We start from the raw sequence: 23,715 nt of genomic DNA, 5'->3' as shown, positions 1-23,715 counted from the left end.
GATTCGCAACAAATGTCACAAAGGTGTCTTAGGCGCCGAAGGCCTTGTCCTTCCCCTTCACCGGCTTGGCACCGGCGCGGAGATGGGCCGGGACGAGATCGATGGCCGGCTCGCTGTAGCCGACGGACACGATCTTGTCGCCCTGGTACGTGAAGGTCGTCAGGGACGCCAGCGTGCACTGCCGCTTGCGCGGGTCGTGCCACAGCCGCCGCTTCTCGACGTAGCTGCGCACGATCCAGATCGGCAGCTGATGACTGACCAGCACGGCCTCGCGCCCACGCGCGGCGTCCTTGGCGGCATCCAGCGCGCCCATCATGCGGATGACCTGCTCGACGTACGGCTCACCCCAGGACGGCTTGAAGGGGTTGACGAGGTGCTTCCAGTTCTCCGGCCTCTTCAGGGCCCCGTCCCCCACCCCGAAGGTCTTGCCCTGGAAGACGTTGCCGGCCTCGATGAGCCGCGCGTCGGTCGCAAGGTCCAGGCCGTGCGCCTTGGCGATCGGCGTCGCGGTCTCCTGCGCCCGCTCCAGCGGGGAGGCGCAGACGTGCGTGACGTCCCGGGAGGCGAGATGCTCGGCGACCCGGTCGGCCATCTGCCGCCCGAGGTCGGACAGGTGGTACCCCGCGAGACGGCCGTAGAGAATCCCGTCCGGGTTGGCCACCTCGCCGTGCCGCATGAGGTGGACGACGGTGATGTCGCTGTTGCTGGTGGGGCTGTCGTTGGTCATGGGGGTGTCGCTCATGCCGCCGTGGCCTCCGCCGCCGCTCGGGCCGCTGCCGGGAGGGCGTCGGCGATCCGCTGGACGGCCTGCTCGTCGTGTGCCGTGGAAACGAACCAGGACTCGAAGGACGAGGGCGGCAGATAGACGCCCTGCGCCAGCATCGACTGGAAGAAGGCGGTGAAGCGGAAGGACTCCTGCCGCTTGGCGTCCTCGTAGTTGCGCACTTCCCGGTCCGTGAAGAACACGGAGAACATGTTGGAGGCGGTCTGCAGCCGGTGCGCGACGCCTTCCTTGGTGAGGGCCTCGGTGACGAGGGACTGGATGGCCTCCGACACGGAGTTGACCTTGTCGTACGCCGCCTCGTCGAGGAGCCGCAGCTGGGCGAGCCCGGCGGCGGTGGCGACGGGGTTACCGGAGAGGGTGCCGGCCTGGTAGACGGGTCCGGCGGGCGCGAGGTGGGCCATCACATCGGCACGGCCACCGAAGGCGGCGGCCGGGAAGCCGCCGCCCATGACCTTGCCGAAGGTCATGAGGTCGGGCTTGACCCCGTCGACGCCGTACCACCCGGCGCGGCTGGTGCGGAAGCCGGTCATGACCTCGTCGGAGATGTAGAGGGCGCCGTTCTTCCCGCAGGCGTCCTTCAGCCCCTGGTTGAAGCCGGGCAGCGGCGGGACGACGCCCATGTTGCCGGGCGAGGCCTCGGTGATCACACAGGCGATCTCACCGGGGAAGCGGTGGAAGGCCTCGTGGACGGACTCGAGGTCGTTGTAGGGCAGGACGATCGTGTCGCCGGCCTGGGCGCCGGTGACGCCGGGGGTGTCGGGAAGAGCGAAGGTCGCGACTCCTGACCCGGCAGAGGCGAGCAGCGAGTCGACGTGCCCGTGATAGCACCCGGCGAACTTGATCACCTTGGACCGCTGGGTGAACCCGCGGGCCAGCCGGATGGCGGACATCGTGGCCTCGGTGCCGCTGGACACGAGCCGCACCTGCTCCAGCGGCTCGATCCGGTCGACCATCTCCTCCGCGAGCGCGACCTCGCCCTCACCGGGCGTACCGAAGGAGGTACCGCGGGAGACGGCGTCCTGGACGGCGGCGATCACGTCCGGGTGGGAGTGCCCGAGGATCATGGGGCCCCAGGAGCAGACGAGGTCGACGTACTCACGTCCGTCGGCGTCGGTCAGATACGGACCGCTGCCGGACACCATGAACCGGGGCGTTCCGCCCACGGCGCGGAAGGCACGGACCGGGGAGTTCACGCCGCCGGGTGTGACGGCGGCCGCACGGTCGAACAGGGCCTGCGAGGCCGGTGCTTCGTATGGGTAGGGCGATTCGCTCATGGCCTGCGACTTCTCCGACCTTCTCGGGCTCCGATTGCCAGTGACCTCCTCAGGGTAGGCCAGCGGGAGGTGACGGCAGCGGGGCCACCGCTGACCGGGCAACCGGTCTCCGCCCGCCCGCGATCTGCGAGACTGGGCGTGATACACACAGCTCATGCGGGGCGTGATGGTCGGGGGCTGAAGGCATCCCGCGGACGGGTGTTTCAACGCACGTTTCGGCGCGCGGCCGTGGGGGAGGTCACTGACACGATGATCGGGTTGCGCGGCCGGGGCCACGCGTCCTAGAAAAGCAGTCGGGTGGAGATATGCATCGCGGTGGCGGACTGGGCGAGGGGACTGATGACCTGGGTCCTCGACGTGCCCGGCGGGGAAAACACCGGCGCGAGGCAGAGGATTCGAACGAAGCACGTCAGGGACACGTAGTACCGGATATGCCGAGTGTTCCGAACGAATCAGAGCGGGCCGACCGACGCAGTGATCGGCTGAGGGTGAGCGGGAATGGTGGTCGGGTGGGGGTGACGTACAAGTACTTCGGCGCGCCTGACGGCGCGACCGCGGCCCGCGTCCCGATCTCGATGCGCCCCGAGGAACTCGGCGGCGACGAGCTTGGCATGAACGGCATGTTCACCAAGATCAAGCCGGAGACCATGGCCGCGATGGTCCTCACGGGCATCGAGGGCGTCCCCCTGCACAAGGTGCCGCCCCTGGAGCTGGTCGTTCTCCACCCCGACTACGCCGTGGTCAAGCTGCCGATGACGGTCGTGGACCCCCTGCGCGGCATAGGAGAGGAAGCGGTGGGCGCGGCGGCGTTCATCTGGTCGACCGTGCCGGACCGGGGTGGGCCCCGGGATGCGTTCAACGTGTATCAGCTGCTGCACGAGTGGCAGGACTTCTCGCATCGGTTGCACGAGGCTGGGCATCAGCCCTACTGCCTCGTCTGGCCCTGAGCGGACGGCGCACGGCCGACAACCCCCCTCCCCCAACCCCCCGTAGCGGGTGAGGCGCAGGTCAGGTCTTTCGGATGTCATGGGGGTGACGGCGGCGCAGGCATCTGCCGTCGCCCGGCGGTCTCTCTCGGCGCGCCGGTCCCACTCGACGAGGTGGACGCCTTGAAGCACTGGCGCGCTCTGATCGTTCTGGGGACGGCCCAGTTCCTGATGGTCCTGGACACCTCGGTCATGAACGTCTCCATCAGTCAGCTGGTCGAGGACTTCGACACCGAGGTCACCGCCATCCAGGCGGTCATCACGCTGTATGCCCTCGTCATGGCCGCGTTCATGATCATTGGTGGCAGGTTCGGGGACATTCTGGGGCGTCGGCGCATGTTCCTGATCGGGCTGGTCGTCTACGCCACGGGGTCGGCGCTGACCGCCGTCGCCCCCACCCTGTGGGTCCTCGCCCTGGGTTGGTCCGTCATCGAGGGGCTCGGCGCCGCCATGGTGCTCCCGGCCATGGCTGCCCTCGTCGCGGAGTCGTACCGGGGGCCGGACCGGGCCGTCGCCTATGGCGTCATCGGGGGGCTCGCGGGCGCGGGGATCGCGGTCGGCCCGCTGCTGGGCGGCTGGGTGACGACGTACCTCACGTGGCGGTTGGTCTTCGCCGGTGAGGTGGTGGTCGTCGCGGCCGTCCTGCTCTGCCACCGGGTGATCCCGCGCTCCGCCCCGGCCGGCACCCGGCCCCGGCTGGACGGCGTCGGTGCCGTGCTCTCGGCAGCCGGGCTCGGGCTGGGGGTGCTGGGGGTGTTGCAGAGCAGTACCTGGGGATGGGTGCAGCCACGCAATCCTCCGTTCACCATCCTGGGGTTCGCTCCGACGCTGTTCGTCGTCGGCGCCGGGGTCGCGGTCCTGGCCGCCTTTCTGCACTGGGAGCGGCGGCGGGATCACCGGGGCGCGGACCCCCTCGTGCATGTGTCCCTGCTCGGCAGACCCGCGTTGCGATCCGGACTGATGACGCTGCTGAGCCAGAACCTCATCCTGCTGGGACTGTTCTTCACCATTCCGCTGTACCTGCAGGTGGTGCAGGGGTTCGACGCCTTCCAGACGGGGCTGCGCCTGCTCCCCGTGTCCGTCGCCATGCTCGCGACTTCCCTGTGCGCGTCCTCGCTGGGGCGGGTGGTGGGGCCGCGCCGGATGGTCCGGCTGGCTCTGACGACCCTGGCGGCGGCCGTCGTGTGGCTGCTGGCCACCATCGACCCGGTCATCGACGACGCGCAGTTCGCAGGAGCCATGGCGCTGCTCGGCGTGGGTATGGGCCTGCTCGCCTCGCAGCTCGGCAATGTGGTTCAGTCCAGCGTCGGCGAGGTGGAACGCAGTGAGGTCGGAGGCCTGCAGTTCACGGCCCAGAATCTGGGTTCGGCGCTGGGGACCGCGCTGATCGGATCGATCCTCATCGGTTCGCTGGCCCATGCCTTCACCACCCAGGTCGCGGACGACCCGCGGCTGTCCACGCAGACGCAGGAGGAGGTCGGTGTGGCCCTCGAGGCGGGCGTCACCTTCGTCGCCACCGACCAGGTGCGCTCCGCCGCCCAGCGCGCCGGACTGCCGCCGTCCGAGGTCGAGGCCGTGACGGACTCCTACGCCTCGGCGCAGCTCGACGGCCTGAAGGCGGCGATCCTCGCGACCGGCGGCATCACTCTCGTCAGCTTCCTGGTCACGCCCCAGCTGCCGGCCGGACGGACGAGCCGTGCCCGTCGGCCGCGGACCGATGCTCCGGCAGGGGCCGGATCGACGTCGTGAACCGGGCGGAAGGGGTACCTGCCGTGTCCCGTAACGCCGGCCCGGCACGCGAACGGCACTCGGCGGCCCCCTCGTCGCGGCGCAGTCCCCGGATCACCCGCCGTGGGTGACCCGGCCGTCGGCTGTGCACGGGACGATGAGGCGGTCGGGGTCCCCGTATCGCCGCTTCGGCGGTCCGGGAGCGACCCGCTCGATCACGCGAGGAGAAGAGCGATGACCATGCCGCGTGAACCGGCGTCGCGCGCCGGACCGGAACCCCCTGCCGGTGGGATGGCCCCCGGCCCGGTGGAGGATCCCGCGGATGTACTGGCGCGACTGGGCCGTTCATGGATCTGGATCCTGGGCTCGGCGGTCGCGACGCTGGTGCCAGGCATTCTGATACTGGTCTGGCCGGATGGCACGCTGCACGTCCTGGCGGTCCTCATCGGCCTGTATCTCCTGGTCACCGGCGTGTTCCGGTTTGTCGACGTGTTTGCGCGGGAGGAGCACGGCGAACGACTGCCCGGACTGCTCCTGGCCGTGCTGTACCTGCTGGCCGGAGTCCTGTGCCTGCGGAATCCGCTGCAGACCATCACCGCGCTCTCCCTGATCGTCGGCGTCGTCTGGCTCGTGTCCGGTGTCCTCACCCTCTACACGGCCATCGCGGCCAAGGGCCTGCCGCACCGTGGCGTCGTCCTGTGCGTCGCCGTGCTCGGCATCGTCGCGGGGATCGTGGTGCTCGCCCTGCCGGCCGAGTCCGCCCGCGCGTTGACCCGGCTGCTCGGCCTGTGGCTGGTCCTGCTCGGTGTGGCCGAGGCGGCGGTCGCCTTCGCGTGGCGGGCGGCGCTCCGAAGGGCGCGCGGCACGGGCGCGCAAGATCCCGCCCCCATGGCATGACGCCCCAGCGCCGTTCATCCGGGCGCTGTGCGTGGTCCGAAGCGACGGGCCCTTCGAGTCGTACGAGCGCGCACCTGGGGACGTGTGGCTGCCGAAGGCACAGGTGAGTGACGAAGGGAGTCGCGGCCCGGTCGGGCTCGTCAGGTGCCGGACTCGTCGTCCGCGCGGAACACGGGCGCCGTGGTGGCCCGCGGCATCACATGCGTGGGCAGGACGACGTGCCGTTCGTGCTCGGCCTCGGAGTCCTCGATGAGCCGCAGGGCCAGCTCGCCTGCCTCGCGGCCGATGTCCGCGGCGGACTGGGCCACCGTGGACAGGTCGAACCAGTCGGCGAGCGGCTGGTCGTCGAAGCCGAGGACGGAGATCCGTTCCGGCACGGCGATCTGTGTCCTGCGCAGGATCCGGACGGACGCGACCGCGACCTCGTCCTGCTCGGCGAAGATCGCGGTGGGCGGCTCGCGCAGGCTGAGCAGCGTGCCGAGCGCCTCGGCGATGCCGCGCCTGTCGGCGACCTGCACCGCGGTCACGAGGTCGTCGTCGAGCGGGACGCCCGCTTCGGTGAGTGCCTGCTGGTAGCCGAGCAGCCGTTCGTTGGAGCTGAAGGAGAAGCCGCTGGCGCCCTGCGTCGCCAGGAAGGCGATGCGCCGGTGGCCGAGGTTGAGCAGGTGCCGGGTGCCGTGCAGGGCGCCGGCCACGTCGTCGACGTAGACGCTGGGCCGTCCTTCGACGTGCTGGCTGACGTAGATGACGGGGATGCCGAGGCTGTCCAGCCGCGCGGTCTCGTCGTCGGTGAGGTCGAAGGAGAACACCAGCAGGGCGTCCGCGTTGCGCCGGGCCGGGAGGTGGTCGAAGAACGAGGTGCGCTCGGCCAGGTCGGGGATCACATAGACGTTGAGCTCCATGCCGGCCGCCCGCAGCAGCGGGGCCAGGCTCGACAGGGCGGCTCCCATGAACCACGCGTCGAGTGTGGGCACGAGCACCGCGACGTTCCCGGTTCGGCCCGTGACAAGGCTTGCAGCCTGTCGTGACACGGCGAAGTTCAGCTCGCGCGCGGCCTTCTCGACGCGGGCGCGCACGTCGGGCGAAACGGTGGAGAGTCCGCGCAGCGTGCGGGAGACGGTGGATGTGGAGACCCCGGCCCGTTCGGCCACGTCGGCCATCGTCGGGTGCCGCTGAGCTGGTGGCATGAGCGGACGGTAGCACAGGGGACACGCCGTCCACGGGTCTGTGTGACAGCGCTTTCACGTAACACTTCGCAGTACTACCGCTAAGTAACACATTGACTTCCGGTTAGGCCGCCCCTAGCTTGCAAGCGTTGTCTCGACGGCGTCGAATCGCTGTCGAATTCCCCCAGAGCCGTCAAAGAAATGGCTCTGACCTGCCTGATTGTCCAATCAGAGCAATGACAACGCAGTCTCAAGAGGAACCGCACGCCCAGGAGAGACAGTGACGATCAAGACCTCCCCAATGTCCAGGACCGCGACCAGAGCGTTCCGGTGTTCGGCCGCACTCGCCACCGGCGGGCTGCTCATCACCGCCTGCTCCCCCTCCGCCGGCACCGACTCCGGGCAGTCCGGAGCACCGTCGTTCGAGGGGCGCGGCCCCATCACGTACGTGGCCGGCAAGGACACCACCGGCACCGTCCAGCCCATGATCGACCGCTGGAACAAGCAGCACCCGAAGGAGAAGGTCACCTTCATCCAGCTGCCGACGGACCCGGACGCCCAGCGCCGGCAGATGATCCAGAACGCGGAGACGAAGTCCGACGCCTACACGGTGTTGTCCCTCGACGTCGTGTGGACGTCGGAGTTCGCCGCCCACCAGTGGATCGACAGGCTGCCGCAGGAGCGGTTCCCGCTGGGCAGAATGCTGAAGCCGGTGGTCGAGACGGCCAAGTACCGCGGCGGCCTGTACGCGGTTCCGGGCAGCTCCGACGGCGGCATGCTGTACTACCGCTCCGACCTGCTGAAGAAGGCCGGGGTCGGCCAGCCCCCGGTCACCTGGGCCGAGTTGAAGGACGCCTGCGCCAAGGTGAAGAAGCTGCCCGAGGCGAAGGACATGTCCTGCTACGCCGGGCAGTTCCAGAAGTACGAGGGCCTGACCGTGAACTTCGCCGAGGCCGTGAACTCGGCGGGCGGCACCGTCACCGACGCGAAGGGCACGCCGGACGTCGACACCCCCGAGGCCAGGAAGGGCCTGGACTTCCTCGTCGACTCCGCGAAGGACGGGACGATCCCCGAGGAGAGCGTCACCTACCAGGAGGAGGACGGCCGCCAGGCGTTCCAGTCCGGCAAGCTCGTCTTCCTGCGCAACTGGCCCTACATGTACGGCCTGGCCGCCAAGAGCGGGATCAAGGGGAAGTACGCGGTCGCCCCGCTGCCCGGCCTGAACGGGCCCGGCGCCTCCAGCCTGGGCGGCCACAACATGGCCCTGTCCTCCTTCGCGAAGAACAAGGCCACCGCCCTGGACTTCATCAAGTTCTTCACCAGCGAGGAGAACACGGCCACGCAACTCAAGGAGGCCTCCGCCGCCCCGCCGTACGCCTCCCTGTACGACGACAAGGCGCTGACCGCGCAGTACCCGTATCTGCCCGTGCTCAAGGAGTCCATCCTGCGGGCCGTGCCGCGCCCGCGCGTCGTGCAGTACGGCGATGTGACCGCGGCGGTCCAGCAGCAGGCCTACGCCGCCCTGACCGGTGACAAGAGCAGCGCGCAGGCGCTGAAGGACCTGCAGGCGGCGCTGCAGAAGTCCATCGCGCGGTGAGGGGCGGTGCCATGACCGAGACCGTGATCGCGCCCGAGGTCACCGACGGGCCGGCCTCCGAACCCGTCACCCGCCGTCGGCTCACGGGACGGACGGCCCGGGCGACCGCCGGATCGGGGCGGATGGCGGCCCTGCTGGTGTCGCCGACCCTGCTGGTGCTGTCGATCGTCGTCATCTACCCGACCCTCATGGCGCTCAAGGAGTCGCTGTACGGGCCGAAGGGCCTGGACCCGGCGACCGGATTCATCAGCGACACCGAGCCGTTCGTCGCCCTGAAGAACTACGCCGACATCTTCGGCGAGGCCGGGGATCGGTTCTGGAACGCCTTCTGGAACACCACCTGGTTCACCGTCGTCACGGTCGGCCTGGAGACCGTGATCGGCGTGGCCATGGCCCTGATCATGCACAAGGCGTTCCGGGGCCGCGGCTTCGTACGCGCCGGGATCCTGATCCCCTGGGCCGTGCCCACCGCGATCTCCGGCCTGCTGTGGCGGTGGATCTTCAACAGCGACGGCATCGCCAACGCCCTGATCGGCCATCAGATCCTGTGGACCACCGAGGGCTTCCACGCCAAGGTCGCGGTCATCGTCGCCGAGGTGTGGAAGACGGCCCCGTTCATCGGGCTGCTCGTCCTGGCCGGCCTGCAGGTGATCCCGAAGGAGGTCTACGAGGCGGCCCGCCTCGACGGCGCCCGTCCGCCCCGCCAGTTCTGGCACATCACACTGCCCCTGGTGAAGCCCGCGCTACTGGTGGCGGTGCTGTTCCGCTGCATGGACGCACTGCGGATGTTCGACCTGCCCTACATTCTCGTGGGCGCGCAGAAGCACTCGGTGGAGACCCTGTCCATGCTGGCGCAGGACGAGGCGTCCAACGTCCGCTTCGGCCCGGCCTCCGCCTACGCCGTGCTCCTCTTCCTCTACGTCTTCCTCATCGCCCTGGCCTTCGTACGGCTGCTCGGCGCGGACCTCGTCGGAGAGGGCGCCGCAGGCCGCCGGCGGAAGGCAGGACGCCGCCGTATGGAGGTGACGGCATGACAACCACCCTCACCGCGAGGACGACCGCCATCAACACGAGGACGACGTCCGTCACCGCGAAGTGGCGCAGCGGACTGCTCTACGCCTCGGTCGCCGCCGTCGTCGCCTGCTGTCTGGCCCCCTTCTACTGGATGCTGGTCTCCAGCCTGCGCCGCACCTCGGACATCTTCGACACCTCGCTCGTGCCGTCCCCGGTGTCCTTCGAGAACTACCGGGCGGTGTTCGACCCGGCGCAGGGCTTCGGCCAAGCGCTGCTGAACAGCCTGGTCGTCGCCGGGGTCACCACCGTCCTGGCACTGGTGCTGGCCACGTTCACCGCCTACGCGATGGCCCGGCTGGAATTCCGCGGCAAGCGGCTGATCCTGACCCTCGTCATCGCGACCTCGATGTTCCCGGTGGTGTCGATCGTGGTCCCGCTGCTGAAGCTGTTCACGGACGTCGGCTGGATCAACACCTACCAGGCGATGATCGTGCCGAGCATGTCCTTCGCGCTGCCGCTGGCGGTGTGGAACCTGACCGCGTTCTTCCGGCAGATGCCGGACGAGCTGGAGCACGCGGCGATGGTCGACGGCTGCACGCGCGGCCAGGCGTTCCGCAAGGTCATCATCCCGCTCGCCGCGCCGGGCATCTTCACCACGGCGATCATCACGTTCATCGCCGCCTGGAACGAGTTCCTCATCGCCCTGTCGATGACCAACAAGCCGGACATGCAGACCGCGCCGGTCGCCATCTCGAAGTTCACCGGCGCGACGACGTACGAGACGCCGTTCGGCAGCCAGATGGCCGCGGGCGTCCTCGTCACCGTCCCGCTGGTGGTCATGGTGCTGCTCTTCCAGCGCCGCATCGTCGCCGGACTCACGGCGGGCGCGGCAAAGTAGCCACCCCTTTCCGTAGCCGTTTCTCCCCAGCCCCACCCAACGACCAAGGAGATACCCAGCCTTGTCCCCCACCTCCGCACCCTGGTGGCGCAGTGCCGTCATCTACCAGGTCTACATCCGCAGCTTCGCCGACGGGAACGGCGACGGCGTCGGTGACATCGCCGGCATCCGCTCCCGACTGCCGTACCTGAAGTCGCTGGGCGTGGACGCCATCTGGATCAACCCCTGGTACAAGTCCCCGATGGCGGACCACGGTTACGACGTGGCCGACTTCCGGGAGATCGACCCGGTGTTCGGCACGGTCGCCGAGGCCGAGCAGCTCATCGAGGAGGCGCACGCGCACGGGATCCGCGTCATCCCCGACATCGTGCCCAACCACACCTCGGACCGGCACGCCTGGTTCCAGGAGGCGCTGGCGGCGGGCCCCGGCAGCCCGGAACGGGAACGCTACGTCTTCCGTGAGGGCCGGGGCGACGACGGCTCCCTGGCGCCCAACGACTGGGTGTCCTGCTTCGGCGGCCCTGCCTGGACCCGGCTGCCCGACGGCCAGTGGTACCTGCACCTCTTCGCCCCCGAGCAGCCGGACCTCAACTGGGAACACCCCGAGGTGCGCGCCGAGTTCGAGTCGGTCCTGCGCTTCTGGTTCGGCCGTGGCGTGGACGGCTTCCGCATCGACGTCGCGCACGGCCTGATCAAGCACCCTGAGCTGCCCGACCTCCCGCCCCGCCGGGACCCGGACGACGGGCAGGCCTGGCAGCACCTCGACCATCCGCACTGGGACCGCGACGAGGTCCACGACATCTACCGCGCCTGGCGCAGGGTGGCCGACGAGTTCCCCGGCGACCGGTCCTTCGTCGCCGAGGCCTGGGCGGACACCCCCGAGAGGCTCGCCGCGTACGTCCGCCGGGACGGCCTGCACACCGCGTTCAACTTCGACTTCCTGATGTCGAGCTGGCACCCGAAGGACCTGCGCACGGTCATCGACGGCTCCCTGGAGATGCTCGGCGCGGTGGGCGCGCCCGCCACCTGGGTGCTGTCCAACCACGACGTCGTACGGCACCCCAGCCGCTACGGCCGCAAGGCCACCAAGCGCTGGGTGGCCAACACGTCGTACGAACCCGAGGGCCCCCTCGACCTGGAGCTGGGCACCAGGCGCGCCCGCGCCGCCGCCCTGCTGATGCTGTCCCTGCCCGGCGGCGCCTACGTCTATCAGGGCGAGGAACTCGGCCTGCCCGAGGTCGAGGACCTGCCCGAGGCCGTGCTCCAGGATCCCGTCTGGGAGCGCTCCGGCCACACCGACCGTGGCCGGGACGGCTGCCGGGTCCCGATCCCCTGGTCCGGCCGCAGCACCCCGTACGGCTTCAGTCCCGACGGCGCCACCGGCGCGCCCTGGCTGCCGCAGCCCGCCGACTGGGCGCCGCACACCGTGGCGGCCCAGTCCGGCGACCCGGACTCCATGCTGGAGCTGTACCGCACCGCCCTGCGCCTGCGCCGCGAGCACCCCGCCCTCGGCGACGGCACCATGACCTGGATGGAGACCGCCGAAGGCGTCCTCGCCTTCAGCCGCGACCCCGGCTTCGTGTGCGTGGTCAACCTCTCGGCCGAGCCGTGTCCGCTGCCCGACCACACCTCGGTGCTGCTGGCGAGCGGTCCCCTGGAGGGCGCCGTGCTGGCGCCGGATCAGGCGGCGTGGCTGACGGTGCAGGTGTAGCCAAGGGTGTGGTCGAACCCGGATCACGTCGGGGCGGGGCCTCCGTGTCCCGCCCCCATCGGATCCTTTCGAGTGAAGATCGACCGGCGGCACGCGTCCGCCCGGAGAGCCCCGGTTAGGAAGAGAACGATCTCGCGCCCCTCGGCGACCAGCTCGTTTGCGATTCCTCAGGAGGCGACCGTCGTGCCCGTCCCCCCTCTCGACCACCGTGCCACCGGCTACAACCTCGCCCACGCCTACTGGCTCGCCCGCGCCTCCGACCTGGCCTACAAGGACGAGGCCACCATCGAGCGGCAGCTGCGGGAGTGGGGCTTCGACCGGGTCCGTCACCACCGCAGCACGTTCACGCCACCGTTCCCGTTGCAGGACACACAGGCGTACACCGCGAGCAACGAGCACATGATCATCACCGCGTTCCGCGGCACCGAGCCCGCCGACATCCGCGACTGGCTCACCGACGCCACCACGCCGCCCCGCCCCGGACCGGCGGGCACCGGCCATGTCCACCACGGCTTCGCCGAGGCCCTCGACTCGGTCTTCCCGAAGGTCAAGGAGACACTCGCCGAGTTCCACGACAACGGGCAGACCCTGTGGTTCACCGGCCACAGCCTCGGCGGCGCGCTGGCCATGCTCGCCGGCTGCCGCCTCTACATGGAGGATCCCGAACTGCTGGCGGACGGCGTCTACACCTACGGACAGCCGCGCACCTGCGACCGGCTGCTGGCGACCTCCTGCAACAAGGCGTTCAAGAACCGCCTGTTCCGGTTCGTCAACAACAACGACATCGTCCCGCAGCTGCCGCCCGAGCCGGTCTTCCACCACGTGGACGTCCTGCGCCACATCGACTCCACCGGCAAGGTACGGGAGACCACCTCACTGCTCGGCGGGTTGACCGACCGCGCACGCGGCCTGACCGCGGACGCCTTCGCCCCCGCCGGGGACGGCATCCGCGACCACTTCATGGCCGGCTATGTCACCGCCCTGGAGCGCAACCTCGTCTGACCGCGTGCCGACCTGCCGGGCTCTCGTCGCAGTGGACGACCGTGAAGTGGCGGATGCGGCCGACTTCGTCGGCGTGACGCTCGGGACCGGAGGCCTCCAGTTCGTCGACCACCGCGACCGCCAGGTCCTCCGCGCTGATCCACGAACGGCCGTCCGCGGCGGTGAGCAAGGTGTCGGTGCCCCGCCGGTAGCAGCCGGTCCGGTCACCGGGCTCCAGCAGGGCCGGTGGGCTCAGATAGACCCAGTCGGCATCGGGGTGCGCCCGGCAGGTCCGCAGCTGAGCCGTTCCGGCAGCCGCCACGGCCCGCCACTCGGCCGGGACGTACGCGGGATTGTCGGCCACCGGCAGGCCGCGGTCCTCCGGGCTGCGCAGCGCGCCGGCGCCACCGACGACGAGGACGCGGATGCCGAGTCGGGAGGCGGCGTCCAGCACCGTGCGGGTGGCTCCGACCAGGAAGTCCCGGTCGACCGGAAGGGTCCGTACGGTGAGCACGACGGCGTCCGGCGCGGAGTGCGTGAGCGCCTCGCGCAAAGCGGAGGGGTCGTTCGCGTCGACCGCGACCGGCGTGACGTTCGGACCCTGGTCCGGGGGCTTCCGGGACAGGGCGAGCACCTGGTGTCCGCGCATGCCCGCCTCGCCGATCACCCGGCTGCCGACCATCCCGGTGGCACCGAGCACGGCGATCGTCATGCCTGCGTTCGCCGAACCCGTCGTAGTCGAACCCGTCGTCATCGAATCCGTCGTCATCGAACCCGCACTCCTCTCATCAGCGCCTTCGGGGAATTGAGCTGTGCCGCGAGCAACGCGGCGAGCGCGAGCGCGAAGCCGATGCCCTGCAGCAGGCTCAGCGATTCGCCCAGGGCGAGGCCGACGACGGTCGCGACCAGCGGGGACAGCAGCACCAGCGGTGCGGACGCGCCGACCGGCAGCCTGCCGATGCCGCGGAACCACAGCGTGTAGGCGATCAGCCCGCCCATGCTGCCGAGCCAGAGGTAGCCGCCGGCCGCCCCGGCGTCGATCCGCTGCGGCACGCCCTCGATCGCGAGGGTGAGGGGGAGCAACAGCAGTCCGCCGGCGGTGAGTTGCCAGCCGGCCAGGGTCAGCGGGCCGACGCCCGCGGGACGGCCCCAGCGCTTGGTGAGAACGACCCCGCCGGCCATGGCGGCCGTCCCGCCGAGGCCGGCGAGCACGCCTGCGGCGTCCAGTTGGGCGTCCGGCCCGAGCACGACGAGTCCGACGCCGGCGACGCCGATCACGCCCCAGATCCATCGCCAGACCGTCGGCCGGTCGTGGAGCACCGCGATGGCCAGCCCGGCGACGAGCAGTGGCTGGGTGGCGCCGAGGGTGGCGGCGACACCGCCGGGGAGGCGTTCGGCGGCGAGGAACAACAGGGGGAACAGGACGCCGATGTTGAGACCGCCGAGGACTGCGGCCCGCCACCACCAGTCCCCGCGCGGCAGCACGCGCGTGATCGCCAGCCCGATCAGCCCGGCGGGCAGCGCGCGCATCAGCGCGGCGAACATCGGGTGCCCGGGGGGCAGGAGTTCCGTGGTCACGGCGTATGTGGTGCCCCAGGTCACGGGGGCGATCGCGGTGAGGGCGACGGTTGCGGCGGTCGCGGCGGTTGTCACCGGCAGTGCGTACGAAGGCCGTATAGGGCCCGGTGACCGTTCGGTCAAGGAATGCATGTCACGCAGTCTCCGCGGCCACCCTTCATGACTCCAAAGCATGGTTGTCATTACAGCCATGAACCAGAACGATGGAAACGTGGACCTCCAGCAGATGCGCTACGTCGTCGCCGTCGCCGAAACCCGCAACTTCACCCGTGCCGCAGAGCGCTGCGACGTGGTGCAGTCGTCGCTCAGTCACCGGATCGCCGGACTGGAACGGGAGCTCGGGGTCCGGCTGTTCGCCCGCTCCAGCCGCCGTGTCGAGCTGACCAGCGCCGGGGAGGCGTTCGTCGCCGGCGCGCGCGAGTGCCTGGCCGCGGCCGACCGCGCGGTCGCCGACGCCGCCGCGGCGACCGGAGTCGTACGGGGCCGGCTCGCCGTCGGTGTGATCGTGACGACGGCTGCCGTGGACGTACCAGAACTGCTGCAGCGCTACCGCGCCCGGTACCCGGACGTCCACGTCGTCCTGCGCTCCGGACGCAGCGACGAACTGGCGACGGCCATCCGCGACGGCGACCTGGACATCGCCTTCCTGGGCCTGCCGGAGGGCGAGGCGCCGTCCGGCGTCGAATCCGTCGTCCTCGATCACGACGAGCACGCCCTCGTCGTGCCGGCCGGGCACCGGCTCGCGGGGGCCTCCCGGGTCACGCTGGCGGAGATCGCCGACGAGACGTTCGTGGACTTCGCGGCGGGGACACCGGCCCGCGCCCAGTCCGACCGGGCCTTCGCCGCGGCCGGTCTGGTCCGCGATGTCGCGTACGAGGCCGGAGTCGTCGAGCTGATCTCCCGGCTGGTCGCCCGCGGCCTCGGCATCGCGCTGCTGCCGTCGGCGTACATCGGCCCCCTGGCCGCCCACGACCCCGAACTGGCCCTGGTCCGGGTGCTCGACGGACCGCACCGCCTGGAGTACCTGGCGTGGAGCCGCTTCAACCCCAGCCCGGCGACTCGGGCGCTGCTCGATGTCCTCGGGGTCGGACGCTCCTCAGAAAAGTGAGCGCGCCAGGGCGCCCCGCCCTGCTCCGGCCCCTCGTAGGGACCCGTCCAAGGCGCCGCCCCCGGCTCGGCTCACTTCGTGCCGACCGTCCTCAGCACCGTCACCGCCAACGTCCGCGCCGCCTGCACCACTTCGGCGAGCGACACCCGCTCCCGCTCACTGTGCGCCACGCGGATGTCCCCCGGCCCGAACTGCAACGTCGGGATCCCCGCGCCGGCGTACAGCCGCAGATCGCTCCCGTACGGCGCCCCGCACTCCCGCAGTCCCGCCGCTCCCCCGGCGTCGGCATGGGCGCCCCGGATCACCTCCGGCAACGGATGTCCCTCCGGCAGCCGCCCGGCGGCGAACTGCCCGCCCGGCCAGGTCACGGTCGCCGGGTGCGCGCGCAGCCAGGGGTCATCGGCGCACGCCTGCGCCACGCACCGCTCGAACGCGGCCCGCGCCTGCGTCGGGTCCTCCCCCAGCCGTACTCCCAACCGCCCCTCCGCGACCAGCAGATCGGGCACGCTGCTCGCCCAGTCCCCGGCGCGCAGGGTCCCCACCGACAGGGCGTAGGGGATCGGGTGCTCGGCCATCAGGGGATGCGCGTCCCGGTTGCGCTCGGTCTCCAGCCGGGCCAGCGCCCGGTGCAGCGGCAGATACGCGTCGACCGCGCTCACGCCCTGGTCCCGCGCACTGCCGTGGGCCGCCTTGCCGGGCACGGCGATACGGAAGGTCAGGGCGCCGGCATTGGCGGTGACGAGGGCGCCGCCGGTCGGCTCGGCGATGACGCAGACGTCGCCCCGGTGGCCGCGCCGCAGGGTGCCGAAGGCGCCGAGGCCGCCGTCCTCCTCGCCCACGACGAAGTGCACGCCGATGCGCCCGCGCAACCGCACCCCGGCGGCCCGTATCGCCGCGAGGGCGGCAAGGTGCGCCACCAGGCCGGCCTTCATGTCGCAGGCGCCCCGGCCGTGGACGACGTCCCCGACCACCCTCGGCACGAACGGATCGCCGTCCCAGGCGTCCAGGTCGCCCGGCGGTACGACGTCCACGTGGCCCTGGAGGACGAAGGCCGGACCGTCGCCGCCGTCCTCCGTCACCCCGACGAGCCCCCAGGCCTCCTCGCGTTCGGCCTCCGCCCCCGGAAAGCCGGGGTCCGCGCGCAGCGCGTCCAGGTCCATGGACCACAGGTCGACATCCAGCCCGAGCCGCTCCAGCCGCCCCGCCAGCAGGTGCTGAAGCTCCGACTCGGCCGCGCTCCCGGTCACGCTGGGCACGGAGATCAGCTCCAGCAGCGTCCGCCCGATCCCGGCCTCGTCGATCTCCGCCAGTACGGCGCTCTCCACGTCGCTCAGCACGATGACGCTCCTCCCCTCGACCACCGGGCACGACGCACGCCCCGCCCGAACAGATGGTGGCCCATTCACGCAGATCCGACCCACGCAGATCCGAGAGAGCGCAGCCCGCCCTCAGCCGGAACCGCCCACCGTGAACCCGATCGCCGTCCCGCCCCCGTCCCGCCGGAAGGCGAACGGCGCTCCCCCGTGCGACAGCGCCACCTCCCGCACGATCGACAGCCCCAGCCCGGACCCCGGCAGCGATCGCGCGTCGGCGGCGCGGTAGAAGCGGTCGAAGACCCGGATCAGGTCGTCCTCGGCGATACCGGGCCCCCGGTCGAGGACCTCCACCCGCACCGTCCCGGGCCGGGCGGGCCCGGCGACGTTGATCTCGATCGGCGCGGTCCCCGCGCGGTCGAACTTCGCCGCGTTCTCGACGAGGTTGGTCACCGCGCGCTGAAGCATCGCCGGCCGCCCCTGCGTCGTCGTCTCCCCGCACGCGCGGACGACGATCCGCCGTCCCGTACGCCGCCGGGCGAGCCCGGCGACGTCCTCGGCGATGTCGGCGAGGTCCACCCGCTGGGCCGGCTCGGCGTCGGACTGCCCGGCCGCCAGGTCGACCAGCTCATTGACCAGGTCGGTCAGTTCGCGCGCCTCCTGACCCAGGTCCGCGACCAGCTCGTCACGGGTGTCGGGAGGCAGTTCGTCGATGCGGCGCAGCAGGGAGATGTTCGTACGGAGTGAGGTGAGCGGGGTGCGCAGCTCGTGGCCCGCGTCCTGAACCAGCCGCCGCTGGTCCTCCTCCGACTGGGCGAGGCGCCCCAGCATGCGGTCGAAGGCGCGGCCCAGCCGGCCGACCTCGTCGTATCCGGCGACCGGCACCTGGATGCCGAGCCGCCGGGTACGGGCGACGTCCTCGGCGGCGGAGGTGAGGACGACCAGGCGACGCGTGATGCGCCGGGCCAGCCACCAGCCGAAGAGCCCCGCCAGCGTCACCACCGCCGCCATCAGCAACAGCGTCCGCTGCTGGAGCGCCCGCAGCAGGTCCTCGGTGTCGCTGAACTCCTGGGCGACCTGGACCGCGCCACGCCCGCCGCCCAGCGCGACGGTGGCGACGCGGTAGACGTCGCTGCCGACGTCGACGTCCTTGTGCTGGATCATCCGCCCGGCCGTCCCGTCGGCCGCGATCCGCCGGTCGGCGGACGTGACCGGCAGTCCCGGGCGCCCCGGGTCGACGACGGTCCCGTCCGGGCCCAGCACCTGCACATCGGTGCGGGCGGGCCGTACGAGATCGTGGCCCGGCGCGGAGGAGGAGAAGTCGTCCGGGATCATCGGCCGCTGCCGGACCTCGCCCCGCAGGTCCTGCACGACCTCGTCGAACACGGACTCCTGGTCGACCCGCACCAGCCGGGCGGCGGCGGTGTACGACAGCAGCCCGACCAGGACGGTGACCACGGCGGTCACAGCGGCGAAGGACAGGGCGAAGGTGGTGCCCAGTCCCGTTCTGCGTCGTGCCGTCAGCAGCCTCCCGAGCCGACGCCGGGCCGCGCCCACTCAGTCCTCCCGCAGCACGTAACCCACCCCGCGCACCGTGTGGATCAGCTGCGGAGCGCCCGGCTCGTCGAGCTTGCGGCGGAGGTAGCCGACGTAGACGGCGAGGTTCTTGGAGCCGGGGCCGAAGTCGTAGCCCCAGATGCGGTCGTAGATGGTGGAGTGGTCGAGGACGATGCCGGCGTTGCGGACCAGCAGCTCGAGCAGCTCGAACTCGGTCCGCGTCAGCTCCAGCTCCCGCGCGCCCCGCCACGCCCGCCGTGCCTGCGGGTCCATCCGCAGCCCGGCCGCCTCGATCAGCCGGCCGGAGGGCTCGGGGGCCTGCGGCTGCTTCGGTACGTCGACGGGGGCGCCGTTCGCCTCACTGGTGCGGCGCAGCAGGGCGCGCAGCCGGGCGAAGACCTCCTCGACGTCGAAGGGCTTCACCACATAGTCGTCGGCGCCCGCGTCCAGGCCGGCGATGCGGTCCTGGGTCTCCACGAGCGCCGTCAGCATCAGGATCGGGGTGCGATCGCCCTCGGCGCGCAGCACCCGGCACACCTGCAGGCCGTCGATGCCGGGCATCATCACGTCCAGCACGAGCACGTCCGGCGGCGTGCGGTGGGCCTGCGCCAGCGCCTCGACGCCGTCGGCGACCGCGGTGACCTGGTAGCCCTCCAGGATCAGCGCGCGCTCCAGGGCGTGGCGGATGGCGCGGTCGTCTTCGGCGAGGAGAACAGTCTGGGACACGGGTTCAGTCTGCCAAGGCCTCCGGCGGTTCGGCCGTTTCGGGAGCGCTGCAGTTGCCCTTCTTACTGGGATCTCACCGTCACACGGCCGTCTCCGGGGGCTCCGCCCCCGGACCCCCGTTTCGGCCTGAACGGCCTCGTCCTCAAGCGCCGGACGGGCTGGAAATGGCCGCCAGCTGCTCGGCGAAGGGCACCACCGTGAGGTCGTCCGCGGCGGCCGTCCTGACTCCCGACAGGCCCTGCATCAACCCCGCCAGCTCGCCCGCCGCCCGCTCGATCCTGCCGTTCAGCCCCTCGGCGCCCCAGTCCTCCGAGGCGGCGTAGACGCCGGTCGGGACGACCACGGCCCTCAGGTGGGCGAAGAGCGGACGCAGGGCGTGCTCCAGGACCAGGGAGTGCCGGGCGGTGCCGCCGGTGGCCGCGATCAGCACCGGCAGGCCGGTCAGCGCGTCCTTGTCGATCACGTCGAAGAAGGACTTGAACAGGCCGCTGTACGAGGCCGAGAACACCGGCGTGACGACGATCAGCCCGTCCGCCGAGGTCACCGCGTCGATCGCGGCGGCCAGCTTGCGGCCCGGGAAGCCACTGGTGAAGCTGTGCGCGATCTCCACGGCGAGGTCGCGCAGCTCGACGACCTCGACGTCCACCGGGTCGGAGGACTGCCGGGCCACCGCCGCCGCCAGCCGGTCGCCCAGCAACCGCGTGGAGGACGGGACGCTCAGTCCCGCGGACACGACGACGAGCTTCATGCGACGGTCACCTCTTCCGAATCCTTCTTCACCAGCAGGGAAGCGTGCGTCGGCGCCTCGGGCACGTCGGCCGGCCGCCCGGCCGCGAACTCCTTGCGCAGCACCGGCACGACCTCCTCGCCGAGCATGTCGAGCTGCTCCAGGACGGTCTTCAGCGGCAGCCCGGCGTGGTCCATCAGGAACAGCTGGCGCTGGTAGTCACCGGCGTACTCGCGGAAGGAGAGCGTCTTCTCGATCACCTGCTGCGGGGAGCCGACCGTCAGCGGCGTCTGGTCCATGAAGTCCTCCAGTGACAGGCCGTGCCCGTACACCGGCGCGACGTCGAAGTACGGCCGGAACTCCCGGATCGCGTCCTGCGAGTTCTTCCGCATGAAGACCTGCCCGCCCAGCCCCACGATCGCCTGTTCGGGGGTGCCGTGCCCGTAGTGGGCGTACCGGTTCCGGTACAGCTCGACCATCTGCTTGGTGTGGTCGGCCGGCCAGAAGATGTTGTTGTGGAAGAAGCCGTCGCCGTAGTACGCGGCCTGCTCGGCGATCTCCGGCGAGCGGATCGAGCCGTGCCAGACGAACGGCGCGACGCCGTCCAGCGGCCGGGGCGTGGACGTGAAGCCCTGGAGGGGCGTACGGAACTTGCCCTCCCAGTTCACGACGTCCTCGCGCCACAGCCGGTGCAGCAGGGCGTAGTTCTCGATGGCGAGGTTGATGCCCTGCCGGATGTCCTGGCCGAACCAGGGGTACACCGGGCCGGTGTTGCCGCGGCCCATCATCAGGTCCACCCGGCCGTCGGCCAGGTGCTGGAGCATCGCGAAGTCCTCGGCGATCTTCACCGGGTCGTTGGTGGTGATGAGGGTGGTGGAGGTGGACAGCACCAGCCGCTCCGTCTGCGCCGCGATGTAGCCGAGCATCGTCGTCGGGGACGACGGCACGAACGGCGGGTTGTGGTGCTCGCCGGTCGCGAAGACGTCGAGCCCGACCTCCTCGGCCTTCAGCGCGATGGCGACCATGGCCTTGATGCGGTCGCGCTCGGTCGGCGTACGGCCCGTGGTGGGGTCCGGCGTGACATCGCCGACGCTGAAGATCCCGAACTGCATGGTCGCTCACCCTCCAGGTTGTTGACGGTTCAACTATACCCGGAGAACGGCGACCGGCCAGGCACTATTCCCGACCTCTACCTCCAGTGCGGATCCCTGCCGGTCCGCGCCAGCAGCCGCTCGAACGCCGACGCGCCCTCGGCCACCGGAATCGGCTCCCCGAACACCCCCATCTTCCTGGCCGTCGGCGCCAGCTCGTCCACCGCGCCGGCCAGCTCCGCCACGACCGCCTCGTCGGCCGCCGGGTAGTCCTGGCCCGTCGCCCGTGCCAGGTCCCACACATGCACGGTGAGATCGAGCAGTGCCATGGAGCCGACCAGCCGCGCGGGCATGTTCATCCCGCCGGTCCTGCCCTCCTCGGCCCCGGGCGCCGACCAGGCCGCCACCAGCCGGTCCGCCTCGTCCGTGAGCCGCTCCCGCCACTCGGGGCTCCCGGCGACCCGGTCGGGGGTCTCGGCGAAGTCCGACGCCTCCTTCACGGCCAGCTTCTGGAACTGCACGATCACCTGGAAGAGGTGATCGACCAGCGCCTTCACGTCGTACTCGGCACAGGGCGTGGGAGCGGCGAGCGCCGTGTCGGGAATGCCCCGCACCACCGGAACCGCCCGCTCGCGCGCCATGGCCAGCAGCTCACCGATGCCGTACGTCCTCACACTGTTCGTGTCCATGCCCCGACCGTAGGGAAGCCGCCCCCCGCCCTTCTTGAAGAAACGCGACGCCCGCGGAATCGCGACGTACGATCCGGCCATGGAGGCACCCCGCCACGACACCCGCGGGATCGTCGACCCGTCCGCGCTGCTGAACCGCGTCCGGTTCCGCCGCCACGATCCCGCCGAGCCGCTGCGCCGGTACGTCGAGTGGTACTGGCTCATCGACTGGGACCTGCCCGCGCCCTACGCCTCCCACGTGGTCCCGCACCCGGCCGTCAACCTCACCTTCCAGTGGGACGAGGACGAAGGGCCGCCGTATGCCGAGGTCACCGGCGTCGCGCTCGGCCTGTACACCCGGAAGCTGACCGGCCGGGGCCGGGTCTGCGGGGTGAAGTTCCGCCCCGGCGCCTTCCGGCCCTACGCCCCCGAGGCACCGGTGTCCCGGTGGACGGGCCGCGCGCTGCCCGCCCAGGAGGTGTTCGCGCCCGCCACGGGCGACGCCGCGCACGCGATCGTCACCCCCGCCGACGACGCCGCCCGCGTGGCCGCCCTCGACGCCTTCCTGCTCGCCCTGCCCTGCGCCCCCGATCCGCAGGCCGACCTCGCCATCGACCTCGTCCGGCGCATCCGTGCCGACCGCACGGTGTGCCGCGTCGGCGACTTCGCCCGGGAGCAGGGGCTGTCGGTGCGGGCGCTGCAGCGCCTGTTCTCGACGTACGTCGGCGTCAGCCCGAAGTGGGTCCTCCTGCGCTACCGCATCCACGAGGCCCTGGACCTCGCCGGCACCCGCGCCGACGTCGACTGGGCCACTCTCGCGGGCGAACTCGGCTACGCCGACCAGGCCCACCTCGTACGGGACTTCACGGCGACGGTGGGGATGCCGCCGACGGCGTACGCGGCGGACGCCCGGTCCGGCGGCGCCGGCGACTAGGGAACCAGGACCAACCGGCCCCGCAGCCCGCCCTCGGCCAGCCGGGCGTGCGCCTTGGCCGCGTCGTCCAGCGCGAAGGTCTCGGCCACCCGGAGGGTCAGCACCCCGTCGTCCGCCAGCCGGACCAGTTCGGCGAGCTGTGCCCCGTCGGCACTCACCTCGACCGCACCGGTGCGCACCCCGCGCACGGACCCGGGCTGGGTGCCCGGAATGACGCCGATGTAGGCGCCCCCGTCCCGCACCCACCGAAGAGCCGTCTCACCCAGGATCGCGGCGTCCAGCACGGCGTCGAAGCTGCCCGCCTCGACGTCACCCGCCGTGAAACGGGTGGCCCCGAAGGACCGTACGAGTTCCTCGTCGGCCTCGCGGGCCAGTGCGGTCACGGATATCCCGCGGTGAGCCGCGAGCTGGACGGCGTATCCGCCGACCGCACCCGCCGCGCCCGTCACCAGCAGCGACTGATCCGGCCCCAACTCCAGCCGGTCCAGGGCCTGCGCGGCGGTCAGGGCGTTCAGCGGCAGCGTCGCCGCGTGGACGGAGTCGCCCGTCACCGGGGCCTTGGCGACGGCGTCCGCGGGGACGACGACGTACTCGGCGTGCGTGCCCAGCGGCTTGAGCATGCCGTAGTGCAGCGCCACCACCTCGTCCCCGACACCCCAGGCAGCGGCCGGCCCCGCCGCGTCCACCGTCCCGGCCACGTCCCAGCCGAGCCCGACATCGGTGCCGGCACCCCCGAAGACACCGGCCGCCAACCCCGCGTCGACCGGGTTCAGCGCGGCCGCCGCGACCTTGATCCGCACCTCCCCCGCGCCCGGCTCGGGCACCTCCCGCTCCACGATCTCCACGGCGTCCGGTCCGCCGAACGTCCTCACCACAGCAGCACGCATGGCAACTCTCCTGGTCTGTGCAATCAGTACATGTCGGGATGGGTTTCCCCGCTGTTGCAACAACCCTAGGAAGAGTTACTATCCATTCGT

General features: G+C 71.2%; 22 protein-coding genes. 10 read left to right on the top strand and 12 right to left on the bottom strand.

Annotated features, from left to right (window positions below; translation table 11 throughout):
• Positions 1 to 28 precede the first annotated feature (28 nt).
• Together ACZ7M7_RS39425 and hemL are read right to left on the bottom strand one after the other, a co-directional pair.
• On the bottom strand, positions 29 to 742 hold the full coding sequence (locus ACZ7M7_RS39425; protein WP_383610301.1) for a histidine phosphatase family protein: 714 nt from the start codon (positions 740 to 742) through the stop codon (positions 29 to 31).
• A complete protein-coding gene (gene hemL / locus ACZ7M7_RS39420; RefSeq protein ID WP_472125599.1) occupies positions 739 to 2,058 on the bottom strand; it encodes a glutamate-1-semialdehyde 2,1-aminomutase in 1,320 nt (439 codons plus the stop codon). Before hemL ends, ACZ7M7_RS39425 begins: the two co-directional genes overlap by 4 nt.
• A 509-nt stretch (positions 2,059 to 2,567) precedes the next feature.
• On the opposite strand from hemL, the gene ACZ7M7_RS39415 reads away from it, so the two are divergent.
• The 3 genes from ACZ7M7_RS39415 (at position 2,568) to ACZ7M7_RS39405 (ending at position 5,669) form a co-directional block, all read left to right on the top strand.
• The gene (locus ACZ7M7_RS39415) at positions 2,568 to 3,005 is read left to right on the top strand and encodes a hypothetical protein (protein WP_003974483.1); all 438 of its coding nucleotides are present in this window, start codon (positions 2,568 to 2,570) and stop codon (positions 3,003 to 3,005) included.
• Positions 3,006 to 3,167: 162 nt separating this feature from the next.
• On the top strand, positions 3,168 to 4,793 hold the full coding sequence (locus ACZ7M7_RS39410; protein ID WP_472125597.1) for an MFS transporter: 1,626 nt from the start codon (positions 3,168 to 3,170) through the stop codon (positions 4,791 to 4,793).
• A gap of 213 nt (positions 4,794 to 5,006) precedes the next feature.
• On the top strand, positions 5,007 to 5,669 hold the full coding sequence (locus tag ACZ7M7_RS39405) for an HdeD family acid-resistance protein (protein WP_472125594.1): 663 nt from the start codon (positions 5,007 to 5,009) through the stop codon (positions 5,667 to 5,669).
• Between the two features lie 140 nt (positions 5,670 to 5,809).
• Here ACZ7M7_RS39405 and ACZ7M7_RS39400 read toward each other — a convergent pair whose 3' ends face one another.
• Positions 5,810 to 6,856, bottom strand: coding sequence for a LacI family DNA-binding transcriptional regulator (locus ACZ7M7_RS39400; protein ID WP_472125591.1), 1,047 nt, complete (start codon positions 6,854 to 6,856; stop codon positions 5,810 to 5,812).
• A gap of 259 nt (positions 6,857 to 7,115) precedes the next feature.
• On the opposite strand from ACZ7M7_RS39400, the gene ACZ7M7_RS39395 reads away from it, so the two are divergent.
• From ACZ7M7_RS39395 to ACZ7M7_RS39375, 5 genes are all read left to right on the top strand, one after another.
• Entirely contained in the window at positions 7,116 to 8,432 is a 1,317-nt protein-coding gene (locus ACZ7M7_RS39395; protein WP_472125587.1) for an ABC transporter substrate-binding protein, read from the top strand.
• 11 nt (positions 8,433 to 8,443) lie between these two features.
• Complete coding sequence (locus ACZ7M7_RS39390) at positions 8,444 to 9,466, top strand: carbohydrate ABC transporter permease (protein WP_472125584.1); 1,023 nt, start codon at positions 8,444 to 8,446, stop codon at positions 9,464 to 9,466.
• On the top strand, positions 9,463 to 10,344 hold the full coding sequence (locus tag ACZ7M7_RS39385; protein WP_472125581.1) for a carbohydrate ABC transporter permease: 882 nt from the start codon (positions 9,463 to 9,465) through the stop codon (positions 10,342 to 10,344). The genes ACZ7M7_RS39390 and ACZ7M7_RS39385 overlap by 4 nt, the downstream gene beginning before the upstream one ends.
• 61 nt (positions 10,345 to 10,405) lie before the next feature.
• A complete protein-coding gene (locus ACZ7M7_RS39380; protein ID WP_472125579.1) occupies positions 10,406 to 12,055 on the top strand; it encodes a glycoside hydrolase family 13 protein in 1,650 nt (549 codons plus the stop codon).
• A gap of 183 nt (positions 12,056 to 12,238) precedes the next feature.
• Positions 12,239 to 13,057 carry a lipase family protein gene (locus ACZ7M7_RS39375; RefSeq protein ID WP_383630723.1) on the top strand — a complete coding sequence of 273 codons (819 nt, stop codon included), beginning with the start codon at positions 12,239 to 12,241 and terminating at the stop codon, positions 13,055 to 13,057.
• On the opposite strand, the gene ACZ7M7_RS39370 is transcribed toward ACZ7M7_RS39375, so the two are convergent.
• Complete coding sequence (locus tag ACZ7M7_RS39370; RefSeq protein WP_472125876.1) at positions 13,029 to 13,748, bottom strand: NAD(P)-dependent oxidoreductase; 720 nt, start codon at positions 13,746 to 13,748, stop codon at positions 13,029 to 13,031. The two genes, ACZ7M7_RS39375 and ACZ7M7_RS39370, sit on opposite strands and share 29 nt — an antisense overlap.
• A 53-nt stretch (positions 13,749 to 13,801) precedes the next feature.
• The gene (locus tag ACZ7M7_RS39365) at positions 13,802 to 14,746 is read right to left on the bottom strand and encodes an EamA family transporter (RefSeq protein WP_383610330.1); all 945 of its coding nucleotides are present in this window, start codon (positions 14,744 to 14,746) and stop codon (positions 13,802 to 13,804) included.
• A 79-nt stretch (positions 14,747 to 14,825) separates the two neighbouring features.
• On the opposite strand from ACZ7M7_RS39365, the gene ACZ7M7_RS39360 reads away from it, so the two are divergent.
• Positions 14,826 to 15,722 (top strand): LysR family transcriptional regulator, encoded by an 897-nt coding sequence (locus tag ACZ7M7_RS39360; RefSeq protein WP_383630909.1) that lies wholly within the window; start codon positions 14,826 to 14,828, stop codon positions 15,720 to 15,722.
• 71 nt (positions 15,723 to 15,793) lie between these two features.
• Here ACZ7M7_RS39360 and ACZ7M7_RS39355 read toward each other — a convergent pair whose 3' ends face one another.
• The 6 genes from ACZ7M7_RS39355 to ACZ7M7_RS39330 all read right to left on the bottom strand — a co-directional run bounded on the left by ACZ7M7_RS39355 (position 15,794) and on the right by ACZ7M7_RS39330 (position 21,825).
• Complete coding sequence (locus tag ACZ7M7_RS39355) at positions 15,794 to 17,059, bottom strand: ArgE/DapE family deacylase (RefSeq protein ID WP_383610333.1); 1,266 nt, start codon at positions 17,057 to 17,059, stop codon at positions 15,794 to 15,796.
• A 111-nt stretch (positions 17,060 to 17,170) separates the two neighbouring features.
• The gene (locus tag ACZ7M7_RS39350; RefSeq protein ID WP_472125576.1) at positions 17,171 to 18,592 is read right to left on the bottom strand and encodes a sensor histidine kinase; all 1,422 of its coding nucleotides are present in this window, start codon (positions 18,590 to 18,592) and stop codon (positions 17,171 to 17,173) included.
• Complete coding sequence (locus ACZ7M7_RS39345) at positions 18,593 to 19,318, bottom strand: response regulator transcription factor (protein WP_383610339.1); 726 nt, start codon at positions 19,316 to 19,318, stop codon at positions 18,593 to 18,595. It lies immediately after the preceding gene.
• Positions 19,319 to 19,460: 142 nt separating this feature from the next.
• On the bottom strand, positions 19,461 to 20,066 hold the full coding sequence (locus ACZ7M7_RS39340; protein WP_472125573.1) for an FMN reductase: 606 nt from the start codon (positions 20,064 to 20,066) through the stop codon (positions 19,461 to 19,463).
• Positions 20,063 to 21,157 carry an LLM class flavin-dependent oxidoreductase gene (locus ACZ7M7_RS39335; RefSeq protein ID WP_472125570.1) on the bottom strand — a complete coding sequence of 365 codons (1,095 nt, stop codon included), beginning with the start codon at positions 21,155 to 21,157 and terminating at the stop codon, positions 20,063 to 20,065. The genes ACZ7M7_RS39340 and ACZ7M7_RS39335 overlap by 4 nt, the downstream gene beginning before the upstream one ends.
• Positions 21,158 to 21,234: 77 nt before the next feature.
• Positions 21,235 to 21,825 (bottom strand): TIGR03086 family metal-binding protein, encoded by a 591-nt coding sequence (locus ACZ7M7_RS39330; RefSeq protein ID WP_427840493.1) that lies wholly within the window; start codon positions 21,823 to 21,825, stop codon positions 21,235 to 21,237.
• A gap of 79 nt (positions 21,826 to 21,904) precedes the next feature.
• Between ACZ7M7_RS39330 and ACZ7M7_RS39325 the strand changes: the two genes are divergently transcribed.
• Positions 21,905 to 22,738 carry a DUF6597 domain-containing transcriptional factor gene (locus tag ACZ7M7_RS39325; protein WP_472125567.1) on the top strand — a complete coding sequence of 278 codons (834 nt, stop codon included), beginning with the start codon at positions 21,905 to 21,907 and terminating at the stop codon, positions 22,736 to 22,738.
• Here ACZ7M7_RS39325 and ACZ7M7_RS39320 read toward each other — a convergent pair.
• A complete protein-coding gene (locus ACZ7M7_RS39320; RefSeq protein WP_451170295.1) occupies positions 22,735 to 23,625 on the bottom strand; it encodes an NADP-dependent oxidoreductase in 891 nt (296 codons plus the stop codon). The genes ACZ7M7_RS39325 and ACZ7M7_RS39320 overlap by 4 nt on opposite strands.
• Positions 23,626 to 23,715: the final 90 nt, after the last annotated feature.

The sequence above is a fragment of the Streptomyces sp. NPDC111606 genome, assembly GCF_055656945.1.
Note: the sequence above shows the minus strand (reverse complement) of the source record. Positions and strands in the feature narration are given on the sequence as shown.